This window comes from Streptomyces sp. NPDC001348, from assembly GCF_053597535.1.
This window is the reverse complement of the sequence record NZ_JBSFIK010000015.1, coordinates 40,756-51,005: the sequence shown is the minus strand read 5'-3', so window position 1 is coordinate 51,005 and position 10,250 is coordinate 40,756. Positions and strand designations below refer to the sequence as shown.

11 protein-coding genes are annotated in these 10,250 nt (G+C 72.4%); 6 read left to right on the top strand and 5 right to left on the bottom strand.

What is annotated here, in order from left to right:
- A partial coding sequence (locus ACWC21_RS17835; RefSeq protein ID WP_450882769.1) for a GH25 family lysozyme occupies positions 1-534 on the bottom strand: 534 nt, incomplete at its 3' end.
- A 247-nt stretch (positions 535-781) separates the two neighbouring features.
- Between ACWC21_RS17835 and ACWC21_RS17830 the strand changes: the two genes are divergently transcribed.
- A complete protein-coding gene (locus ACWC21_RS17830; protein ID WP_450882767.1) occupies positions 782-1,273 on the top strand; it encodes a MarR family winged helix-turn-helix transcriptional regulator in 492 nt (163 codons plus the stop codon).
- Positions 1,274-1,345: 72 nt separating this feature from the next.
- Here the strand turns inward: ACWC21_RS17830 and ACWC21_RS17825 are convergent, their stop codons facing one another.
- Positions 1,346-2,134 (bottom strand): hypothetical protein, encoded by a 789-nt coding sequence (locus ACWC21_RS17825; protein WP_450882765.1) that lies wholly within the window; start codon positions 2,132-2,134, stop codon positions 1,346-1,348.
- Between the two features lie 385 nt (positions 2,135-2,519).
- On the opposite strand from ACWC21_RS17825, the gene ACWC21_RS17820 reads away from it, so the two are divergent.
- Genes ACWC21_RS17820 through ACWC21_RS17800 form a run of 5 tightly spaced genes read left to right on the top strand, consistent with a single transcriptional unit; the run spans position 2,520 to position 8,169 of the window.
- The gene (locus tag ACWC21_RS17820; protein ID WP_450882763.1) at positions 2,520-5,348 is read left to right on the top strand and encodes a sensor histidine kinase; all 2,829 of its coding nucleotides are present in this window, start codon (positions 2,520-2,522) and stop codon (positions 5,346-5,348) included.
- Complete coding sequence (locus tag ACWC21_RS17815) at positions 5,345-5,842, top strand: roadblock/LC7 domain-containing protein (protein WP_450882761.1); 498 nt, start codon at positions 5,345-5,347, stop codon at positions 5,840-5,842. Before ACWC21_RS17820 ends, ACWC21_RS17815 begins: the two co-directional genes overlap by 4 nt.
- The gene (locus tag ACWC21_RS17810) at positions 5,839-6,258 is read left to right on the top strand and encodes a DUF742 domain-containing protein (RefSeq protein WP_450882759.1); all 420 of its coding nucleotides are present in this window, start codon (positions 5,839-5,841) and stop codon (positions 6,256-6,258) included. The genes ACWC21_RS17815 and ACWC21_RS17810 overlap by 4 nt, the downstream gene beginning before the upstream one ends.
- Positions 6,239-6,883: a GTP-binding protein gene (locus ACWC21_RS17805; RefSeq protein WP_450882757.1), complete on the top strand. Its 645-nt coding sequence runs from the start codon at positions 6,239-6,241 to the stop codon at positions 6,881-6,883. Before ACWC21_RS17810 ends, ACWC21_RS17805 begins: the two co-directional genes overlap by 20 nt.
- Before the next feature lie 32 nt (positions 6,884-6,915).
- Complete coding sequence (locus ACWC21_RS17800) at positions 6,916-8,169, top strand: styrene monooxygenase/indole monooxygenase family protein (protein WP_450882755.1); 1,254 nt, start codon at positions 6,916-6,918, stop codon at positions 8,167-8,169.
- An 88-nt stretch (positions 8,170-8,257) separates the two neighbouring features.
- Here ACWC21_RS17800 and ACWC21_RS17795 read toward each other — a convergent pair whose 3' ends face one another.
- The 3 genes from ACWC21_RS17795 to ACWC21_RS17785 form a co-directional block, all read right to left on the bottom strand.
- Positions 8,258-8,932 (bottom strand): coiled-coil domain-containing protein, encoded by a 675-nt coding sequence (locus ACWC21_RS17795; RefSeq protein WP_450882753.1) that lies wholly within the window; start codon positions 8,930-8,932, stop codon positions 8,258-8,260.
- A 115-nt stretch (positions 8,933-9,047) separates the two neighbouring features.
- Positions 9,048-9,368 carry a hypothetical protein gene (locus tag ACWC21_RS17790; protein ID WP_450882751.1) on the bottom strand — a complete coding sequence of 107 codons (321 nt, stop codon included), beginning with the start codon at positions 9,366-9,368 and terminating at the stop codon, positions 9,048-9,050.
- Positions 9,361-10,014: a TetR/AcrR family transcriptional regulator gene (locus ACWC21_RS17785; RefSeq protein WP_450882749.1), complete on the bottom strand. Its 654-nt coding sequence runs from the start codon at positions 10,012-10,014 to the stop codon at positions 9,361-9,363. The genes ACWC21_RS17790 and ACWC21_RS17785 overlap by 8 nt, the downstream gene beginning before the upstream one ends.
- Positions 10,015-10,250 lie beyond the last annotated feature (236 nt).

Sequence of the window (10,250 nt, the reverse complement as noted above, 5' to 3'; positions counted from 1 at the left end):
GCCGGTGGACTTGCCGTAGCAGGCGGCACCGTAGGGGTTCCACTCGATGTCGAGGGCGCCGGGGAGGGTCCTGCCGTCCTTGGACCAGCCGCCGCCGTGGTCGACGAAGTAGTTCGCCTGGGTCGCGCCGCTCGTGGTGTCCGGGGTCGCGAAGTGGTAGGCGGCGCGGATCATGCCGACGTTGTAGGAGCCGTTGTACTGCTGGGCGAAGTAGGGGTTCGTGTAGTACGTGCCTTCCGTCGCCTTCGTGTACGCCCACCTGACCCCGCTGTTCCACAGGGTCGACCAGGCGACGTTGCCCTGGTAGGCGGAGACGTCGACGCCCTCCGTCCGGGTGACGGCGGTGGGGGCGGGGGTGCCGTGCCGGCCGTCGTGGGCGAGGACGCCCATGCCCATGTGGGCGGTGCCGCGGGCGGGAGTGCTCGCGGCGTGCGCGGTGGACGGGGGGAGGGCGAGGGAGAGGGCCGCGAGCAGGGCGGTGGTGAGCGCCGTGAGAGCGCGCGGACGGAGGGAACCGGATCTGGACACGGACATGACGCGCCTCCGTGACGAGGGAGGGGAGAGATGGGGAGGTGGGGAGAAGCGGGGGACCCACGGATGATCCGCTGGCGTGAGCATGCCAGTAAGGGCCTGTTCTTGAAGCTACGCACGTAGATGACGGCTTGGAAGGGGGTTCGAATGCCGCCGTTGGTCTACGCCTGCGAAATACTTGGAGAGCTGCGGCAACGACGAGGCCCGGCAAAAACTTTCAGGACCGGGAAACCCGAGCAGAGGTGCTGACGTGCACGAGGACGCGAACGGCGGCGGACAGCCCGTTGCCGCCGAGGTGACGCCGAGCGGTGCGGACCAGGAGTTCCTGGCGCTGGAGCGCGAGCTGACGGTGTTCCTGCGGCGTGCCCGCGCCAAGCAGGGCGAGATGGCCCGCGAGGTCCACCCCGACCTGGAGCCGGCCGCGTACGGCCTCCTCGTCCGCCTCGACGAGCACGGCAGCCAGCGCGCCACGGAACTCGCCGCCTACATCGGGGTCGGCAAGGCCACCATGTCGCGCCAGCTGCGCGCCCTGGAGGAGCTCGGGCTCATCGCCCGCGAACCCGACCCGGCGGACGGCCGGGCCTGGCTGGTGAGCCTGACGGACGAGGGACGCCGCCGGGTGGGCAAGGTCCGCGAGGCCCGCCGCGCGCGGTACGTCAGCCAGCTCGCGCACTGGGACCGGCGGGAGGTGGCGGAACTGGCACGGCTGCTGCACGAGCTGAACGAGGTCACGGAGAAGTAGGTCTCCCCCCGTCCCCCGGGCTGCCCGTCCGGCCGGGCTCCCCCTCCGGCCGGGCGGCAGGCAGGGGCCGCCTCACAGCTCCGCGTACACCACCGTCGCGTCGTCGTGCGTCTTGCTGTGCCCGAGGAACGCCCGCTGCTCCCGGTCCGCGGCCTCCCGTTCCCGTACGCGGTCGACCGGCGCCCGTGCGCCCTCCTTGCGGATGACGTCGAACAGGGCCGTCCAGTCGCCCTCCCGGAACTTCTCCACCCAGCGTGTCGCGCCGTCCGTCAGCGCGGCCAGGGCGCCGACCTCGTGGCGGGGAAGGCTGCCGGTGACCGCCCGGGCGGCGACCTCCGGGTCCGCGGCGGCCGTGAAGAAGCCCCCCTCCTTGTTGCGGGCCCGGGCGTCGCAGACGGCTTCGGTGGCCAGCCAGGCGCGCGGGACCCGGTCCAGCCGGTCGTCCAGGACCGGGGTGATCGTGCCGTCGGGAGACCGCAGCAGCAGGGCGGAGTCCGAGAGAACCAGGTGGTCGAGGGTGTCCAGGGTCCAGCGGGCCAGGACCACCGTCGCCTGCGGGGTGCGGGGGTGAGAAAGGTCACAGGTGGCCGAATGTGCGTCGGCTGTTCGACGGATCGCCCGGGAGAGTATCTCCGGAAGTGTCAGATCAGGGTGCGAAACGGTCAGTTCGGTCAGCGCACCGCCCAGTCGCGCGGTGTACCAGGGGACGGAATGCAGACACCCCGCGCCGTCCCTCGGTGGAGTCACACCGTCGAGGACGACGACGCAACCGCCCTGCCCGGAGGCCGGTAGCCCGACCGCGGCGAAGTCCTCGTTGGGGCGGTTCGCGTCACCCGGTTCCGAAACGAGTTCAGTACGCATTCGGCCAGTCTGCACGACCCTTTCACAACATCCGCGAAAGGCTGCCAACGATCGCGGAATTCTCGCCGCCTCGCAGGTCAGGCGCCTGTTTTGGGGTGGAATGGCGTACTCCGGGAAGGCGTGGTGGCGAATCCTGCCAAAGCCTGCCGTCCGCGTCCAACCGGCCCACCACACGGGGTCCGCGAACACGCCGGAGGAACTTGCTCGCCAACTCCCAACCGATGTTCACTCCTTTGGGTGGCGAGCCAGTTGATGCGCGACCACTGACCACCGGCACTGGGAGGGTCGGGGGACGGACCGTACCGGGTGCGGGTACCACTTGGCACCGATGTGACTGGGCGCCACCCGGGCCCATGGGTAGACGAGTTCAGGAATGCGAGCACCGGTGCAGAAGACGCGGCCTCGGCGCACAGGCAACCAGACGGCCTCCGACGGGGACGTCGAGCGCACCCCGGTCGGCACCGGCCGCCCCACCCACGTACGCAACCGGCTCATAGTCGCCGTCGCCGTGGTGGCCGCCGCCATAGCCGGGGCCGGAGTCCCCTCCCTGCTCACCGCCTCCGGGGAGCTGAGCGACTCGCAGGACCTGGTGACCCTCGCGCAGACCACCCAGGACGCCCTCACCCTCGCCCACTCGCTCGCCGACGAACGCGACGAGGTCACCGCCTACGTCGCGGCTGGCCGCCCCAAGTCCGGGGCGCCCTCCGAGCAGCGCAGCGCCCGCGTCGACCGGCAGACCGAGGACCTGCGCGCCGACACCGACCTCCCCCACGCGCTGCGTACGGACCTCGACGGCATCGCGGCCATGCGCCGGGCGGCGCTCACCGGCAGGAGCACGGCCCTCGAAGCGCACCAGGCCTACTCCGCCGCCATCACCGAACTCCACCGGCTCGCCGAGCGGCTGGCCGAGCAGACACCCCCGCGGGCCGGCTCCGGCGCGCACGCGCTCGCCGAGCTGGACTCCGCCGTCCAGCAGGCCGCCGCCGCCCGCGGTCTGCTCGTCGCCGCCCTCGACGTGCCGTCCAGCGAGCAGACGGTGATCAGCCCGACCACCGGCCTGCCCACCACGACCACCACCACCTCGGGCGACGACAAGAAGCAGCGCGACGCCCTCACCGCCGCCGCCCAGCAGGCGAGGCTGCGTTCGGACGCCGCCCTCGCCGCCTTCCGCGACACCGCGCCGAAGACGGCCGTCACCTCGTACGACTCCACGGTCACCGGTCCCGAGGTCAACTCCGCCGACAAGTACCTCGCCTCCCTGACCGACCAGCCGACGCTGAGCGGCAACGACCTCGCCACCAGCGCCAAGAAGCTGGACGCGGCCCTGTCCGCCCGGGTCGACCTGATGCGGGGCGTGGAGTCCTCCCTCTACGACCACCGCACCAAGGACCTCGCCAAGCTGCGCGACGACGACGTCACCGCGCTGGAGATCCGGATCGCCGTTCTCGGCGTCCTGATGCTGGTGGCCGTCGGCGTCGCCACCGCGATGGCCCGCAGCCTCACCCGCCCGCTGTCCGTACTGCGCCGGGGCTCGGCCCGCCTGGCCGAGGCGGCGGACCCCGGCACCGAGGAGCCGGTGAAGTTCACCGGCCGCAACGACGAGTTCGCCCAGGTCGTCCGCTCGGTCAACGCCCTGCACGCGCACGCCGCGGCCCTCCAGGAGCGCATCACCACCCTGGAGACCGACCGCAGGCACCTGGTCGGCCAGCGCCAGAAGATGGCCGACGCCCGCGAGGAACTGCGCGCCGAACTCGCCGACTCCGCGGCCCAGCTGGAACGGCTGCGCACCAGCATCGGCGGCACCTTCGTCAACCTCGCGCTGCGCACGCTCGGCCTGGTGGAACGCCAGCTGGCGGTCATCGAGGGACTGGAGGAACGCGAGGACGACCCCGAGCGCCTGTCCACCCTGTTCAAGCTCGACCACTTCGCCACGGTCATGCGCCGGCACAGCGAGAACCTCCTGGTCCTCTCCGGCACCGAGCACGTCCAGCAGCACCCGGGCCCGGTCCCGCTGGTCGACGTCGTCCGCGCGGCGGTCAGCGAGATCGAGCGCTACGAACGCGTGCGCATCGCCGCGCTGCCCCCGCACGCGCACGTGGCCGGCTTCGCGGCCGACGACCTCTCCCACCTGCTGGCCGAACTGATGGAGAACGCCACCTCCTTCTCCCCGCCGGACCTGCCCGTCGAGGTCTCCGGCTGGCTGCTGGAGAGCGGCGAGGTCATGCTCTCCGTGCAGGACGAGGGCATCGGCATGACCACCGAGCGCCTGGACCGCCTCAACACCCGCCTCACCGACTTCGACCCCGAGTCGCCCTACGACCAGGAGGGCGAGGACGGCCTCGGCCTCGGCCTGTACGTCGTGGCCCGCCTCGCCCACCGCCACGGTGCCCGGGTCAAGCTCCGCGAACAGAAGCAGGGCGGGGTGGCCGCGGTCGTGGTGCTGCCCGTGGCCCTGCTGTCCCAGCCCTCGGCGGCGGCCGTACCCGCGCCCACCGTCGCGGGCGGCACCCACACCTTCTCCCTGCCGGGCGCGGACGCCGAGGTCAACTCCAACGTCCTGCCCGGCCGCCACACCGGCGGGGACCCGCTGGTGACCCTTGCGGAGCGGGCGGTACGGAACGCACCGGACGCGGCGGAGCCCGCACCCGAGCCCGCCGGGCGGGAGCCGGGGCAGATCCCCGAGTCCCCCGCGGAGAGCACGATGGAACTCCTGCTCCCGGACCTGCAGTCCGCGCCGGGCCCTGAGCCCGAGGCCACCGAGCCCCGACCGGCGGCACCGGTCCCCGCCCCTGCACCCGCGGCCGCCGCCGAGCCCCGGCAAGCTCCGCCCGCCGCCCCGGCCCCCGCAGCCGCCGACGGCGCCGAGCCCCCACTGGGGCCACCCGCACCCGACCACGAAATCCGCACGGGTGGTGCGGGTGGTGCGGGTGACAGCACAACCGCCGAAGGCGCAGCCGAGGCGCAGGCGCAAGAACACACCCGCACCGAGGACGAAGAGCGACTCACCGCGAAGGGCCTGCCCAAGCGGACCCCGAAGATCACCGCGCCGGCACAGGAACCGCGCCGGCACAGCGGATCCGTGGACGCCGAGGCCCTGCGCCGCAGGCTCGGCGGCTTCCGCCAGGGGGCGCAGGCCGGCTACCGCCACGCGGAGGCGGAAGCCGCCACAACCGAAGAAGCCACGGGGGGCACAGTCGAGGAGGCAAGCAGTTGACCGCGCCCAGTACCTTCGGACTGAGCAGGGAGGCCCGCAACCTGCACTGGCTGCTGACCAACCTGGTGGACGAAGTCCCCGGCATCCAGTCCGTCGCCGTGGTCTCGTCCGACGGCCTGCTCCTGCTGTCCTCCGATCCCGCCGCCACCGCGGACGCCCGCCGGGCCCGTCCGGGCAAGGGCCCCCGCGGCTCCTCCGCCGACCTTGCCACCATCGTCTCCGGCATCGGCAGCCTCACCGTCGGCGCCGCGAAGCTGATGGGGTTCGGCGGGGTCAAGCACACGATGGTCGCCATGGACGAGGGCAGCCTGTTCGTGATGTCGATCAGCGACGGCTCGCTGCTCGGGGTGCACGGCTCCGCGGAGTGCGACATGAGCGTGGTGGCGTACCACATGGCGCTCTTCGTCGGCCGCGCCGGCCACGTCCTGACGCCCGAGCTGCGCAGCGAGCTCCGTAAGTCCATGGAGTCCGAGTCGACGGGGAGCGCTCGATGAGCAGCAGCACGCCGAACAGGCTCCCGGTCCGCGGCGGCGACCGCAGGCCCGCCCGGGTCCGCCCCTACTCGCTCACCGGCGGCCGTACCCGCTTCGGGCACGTCCTGCTCGTGGAGACGTTCGTGGCGACCACGGCGGCGATCGAGGCCCCCGAGGAGCGCAGGGAACTGACGAGTGCTCCGCTCTCCGCGGTCATGCCGGAGATGCGGGCCATCGTCGAACTGTGCCGCCGGATGCGCACGGTGGCCGAGATCGCCGCGCTGCTGAGGATGCCGCTCGGCGTGGTCCGCGTCCTCCTGAGCGACCTCGCGGACCAGGGAAAGATCCGTGTGTACGGAACCGGAACGAACCACGGTGTCGGCCGGCCGGACCGCGCACTGCTGGAAAGGGTGCTGAATGGACTCCGCCGTCTCTGACGCCGTCGCCCCCTTCGGAGGCGACCCCCTCGCCGAGTCCGACGAGGACCTGAAGTCGTGGCAGACGGACCGCACCCGGGCCCCCGTCGCGACGAAGATAGTCGTGGCGGGCGGCTTCGGGGTCGGCAAGACCACGCTGGTCACCTCCGTCTCGGAGATCACGCCGCTGCAGACCGAGGCGCTGATGACCGAGGCGAGCGAGGACACCGACGACCTCACCGCCACGCCCGGCAAGATGACCACCACCGTGGCCATGGACTTCGGCCGCATCACGCTCGACGACGACCTGGTGCTCTACCTGTTCGGCACACCGGGCCAGCAGCGCTTCTGGTTCATGTGGGACGACCTGGTGCGCGGCGCGATCGGCGCCGTGGTGCTGGCCGACACCCGCCGCCTGAGGGACTGCTTCCCCGCACTGGACTACTTCGAGAGCTGCGGCCTGCCGTACGTCGTCGCGGTCAACCACTTCGACGGCAGCGAACGGTTCGACCCCGAGGACGTGCGGGAGGCCCTGACGATCCCCGCGCGCATACCTGTCATGATCATGGACGCGCGCCGTCGGATCTCGGCCATCGAGACCCTGCTGGCACTCGTCGGCCACGCGCTCGACGAGACGCCCGAGTAGCCCCCAAGCAGCGATTTAGGAGCACCACCCGCATGCGGAAGATACTCGTCGTCGGAGCCGGCCAGTCCGGTCTCCAGCTCGCCCTCGGCCTCCAGTCGCACGGGTACGAGGTCACCCTGATGTCGAACCGGACCGCGGACGAGATCCGCTCGGGCCGGGTCATGTCCACGCAGTGCATGTTCGACACGGCACTGCAGCACGAGCGCGACCTGAAGCTGAACTTCTGGGAGTCCCAGGCCCCGAAGATCGAAGGGCTCGGCGTCTCGGTGGCCGCCCCCGGCTCGCACGACCCGGGCCCGACCCAGCGGGTGATCGACTGGGTGGGCAGGCTCGACGGGTACGCGCAGTCCGTCGACCAGCGGGTGAAGATGGCCGGCTGGATGGAGACGTTCGCGCAGCGCGGCGGGCAGCTGGTCATCCACGGCGCGGCGGTCTCCGACCTCGACTACTTCTCCCGTACGTACGACCTCGTGCTCGTCTCGGCGGGCAAGGGCGAGCTGGTGTCCATGTTCGGCCGCGACCCCGAGCGGTCCCCGTACACCGAGCCGCAGCGCGCGCTGGCGGTGGCGTACGTGCACGGCCTGGGCCCCCGCCCCGAGCACCCGGAGTACGACGCGGTCCGCTGCAACCTGGTCCCCGGGGTCGGCGAGCTGTTCGTCATGCCGACGCTCACCAACTCCGGCCGCGCCGACATCCTGTTCTGGGAGGGCATACCCGGCGGCCCGCTGGACGTCTTCAAGGGCGTCAAGGACCCCGCGGAACACCTCTCCCTGACCCTGGAACTCATGGAGAAGTTCACGCCCTGGGAGTACGCGCGGGCCACCCGGGTCGAGCTGACCGACGCGGGCGGCACGCTCGCCGGCCGCTACGCGCCGACCGTCCGCAACCCCATCGGCCGCCTCCCCGGCGGCGGCCTGGTGCTCGGCGTGGCCGACGTCGTCGTCGCCAACGACCCGATCACCGGCCAGGGCTCCAACTCGGCGTCCAAGTGCGCGGCCGCCTACCTCGCCTCCATCCTGGAGCAGGGCGACAAGCCCTTCGACGAGGAGTGGATGCAGGCCACCTTCGACCGCTACTGGCAGACGGCCCAGCACGTCACCAAGTGGACCAACGCGATGCTGGCCCCGCCGCCGGAGCACATCCTCAACCTGATCGGCGCCGCGGGCCAGCTCCAGCCGGTGGCCGACCGCTTCGCCAACGGGTTCAACGACCCGGCGGACTTCGAGAACTTCTTCTACGACCCCGAGAAGACGGGTGCCTACCTGGCCTCGGTCGCCGGGGCCTGAGCGGCTCCACCGATCCGGTCTCCGGCCGGACGGCCCCGGCTGCACCGGGGCCGTCCGTGCTCCTCGGCTGCTTTCCGCTGACCGCCGGTCAGGAACCAGGGCCGCTCCGGCCGGGATCGCCGGTGTCCTGCGCTGCCGGTGGTGTGACGGCGGGCTCCGCCTTGCCGAGCGCGGTGAGTTGTTCCGGGGTGAGGGAGGCGAGCAGCTTCTCGATCCCGGTGAGCTGCCGGCGTACGTCGTCGCGGGCCTTCCCGCGCTGCGCGGCGAGGGTGAGCTGCTCGTCGAGGGCCTTGCGGGCCTGGCGGGCCAGCAGGTCGCTGCGCCGCTCGCTGTCCGCGAGCCGTGCCACGGTCCTGGCCCGCTCGCGTGCCAGCCGCCCGATCACATGGCCCTCGTCGAGAGCGTGCTGCGGGTCGCGGGCGAGCAGCAGGCGCACGTACGGGGAGATGGCGGTGCTGCTCTGGTACTGCTGGCGGGCCAGTCGGCCGGCGGCGTCCCTGCCGTCGTCCAGGGTGCGGCGGGCGTGGGCCAGCTCCCGCTCCAGCCGGTCGACCTCGGCGCGCTGCCGCTTCAGCTGCTCCCCGGTGCTGTCGTAGGTCCGGGTGGCCTGCTCGGCCTGCCGGTAGAGCCGCTGCAGGTCGGTGAGCAGTTCGGCCACGGTCCGCGGGGGTTGTGGGGCGGCGGCCGCGGTGGGCGCGGGTGCGAGGACGGCCTGGGCCGCCACCGCGGCCGTACACACCAGGCGCAGAAGTCTTCCTGACACGTCATCACCTCCGATGCGGTAGGCGGACGATCCGCCATTCGTATTTCCGCACCGCGAGCATGAAGGGGGTGCACGCGAGCCGTGCAACAGGTGTGCGCCGTTCGGCGCAACGGTTTCACCCGTCGGCGTCGTCCGGCCCGGCGGGCCGGGGTGCGTCGGGCTTGGACCAGGGCCATCTGATCCCGCCGCCCGTCCCGCCCTCCGGGGCGTACTCGTACTTCCATCCCCGCACCACCCCCGTGTGCCGGCTCTGCGCCCGCGGCACCCGGCGGTAGACGAGCACCGTGGACGGGCCGCCGTCCGGGTCCGGGACGGGGATGCGGTACGTCTTCGGGGGGTGGCCGGTCATGCCCAGCGGCACGGGCAGCACGCGCCCGTCCATGGGGCCGCCCTCGAAGGGGGTGTCCTGACTCTTCACAGGACCAGTGTCAGCCATCCCCGGACAGGGCCGTGACCAGCTCGGCGGTCTGCGGGTCCCGGCCCGCGGTCACCGTCAGGACGGCCACGAACTGCTCCACCAGCCAGTCCCGCAGTTCGCCGACGGGCGGCTGCTTGTCCTCGTCGAGCCAGATCAGTGAGGCCGCCTCCACGGCCGTGATCCACATCCGGACGGTCATACGCAGACGCGGGCCCGGCTCCGTGACGCCGAGGTGGCCGAGGATGTGCTCGGCGGCGACCCGGCGTACGCCGTCGACGATGGCGCTGGTCCGGGACGTCTCCACGACGCTGCCCCCCTGGAGGAGGGCGCTGAAGCCGGCGTCGTGCTCGTCCACGAAGGCCAGGTAGCGGTCGAGGGCGCGGGTCAGGCGGGGCAGCAGCGGGCCCTCGCGGGGCTCGTCGAAGCACTGCTCGAGCTCGTCGGCGGCGGAGCGCAGCGCGGCCTCGTACAGCTGCTGCTTGCCGCCCGGGAAGTACCGGTACACCAGCGGACGCGAAACCCCGGCCGCCTCCGCCACGTCGTCCAGCGACACGTCCTCGGGCGCCCGGTGCGCGAAGAGGGACAGCGCGGCCTCGAGCAGCTGACTGCGCCGCTCCTCGACGCTCAGCCGGCGGTAGGCGGGAGTGGGGGCCTGCGAGGTCATGCTCCGCAGCGTAATCGCTTGCAGCGCGCTCGGCCGGGGCTGCCTTTCCCGGGCCCCTTCCCCGGGCCGGGCCTCCCTCCGGCCCGGCGACGACGGTCTCAGGCGAGCAGTCCCGAAGACCTCCACAGCCGTCGGCCGACCCCCCCGCAGCACCCCGATGTCGTCCAGGCTGTGTCGATGTGCGGCTCCGCCGCGTGGCCGTCAGCCGTTTGGTGCGATCGGTCTGGGTGGGGGGC

Bases quoted from the DNA above. Each gene is read 5' to 3' on its own strand.
- ACWC21_RS17810 (WP_450882759.1), top strand. From the start codon at position 5,839: ATGAGCAGCAGCACGCCGAACAGGCTCCCGGTCCGCGGCGGCGACCGC.
- ACWC21_RS17785 (WP_450882749.1), bottom strand. From the start codon at position 10,014: ATGACCTCGCAGGCCCCCACTCCCGCCTACCGCCGGCTGAGCGTCGAG.
- ACWC21_RS17790 (WP_450882751.1), bottom strand. From the start codon at position 9,368: ATGGCTGACACTGGTCCTGTGAAGAGTCAGGACACCCCCTTCGAGGGC.
- ACWC21_RS17825 (WP_450882765.1), bottom strand. From the start codon at position 2,134: ATGCGTACTGAACTCGTTTCGGAACCGGGTGACGCGAACCGCCCCAAC.
- ACWC21_RS17800 (WP_450882755.1), top strand. From the start codon at position 6,916: ATGCGGAAGATACTCGTCGTCGGAGCCGGCCAGTCCGGTCTCCAGCTC.
- ACWC21_RS17805 (WP_450882757.1), top strand. From the start codon at position 6,239: ATGGACTCCGCCGTCTCTGACGCCGTCGCCCCCTTCGGAGGCGACCCC.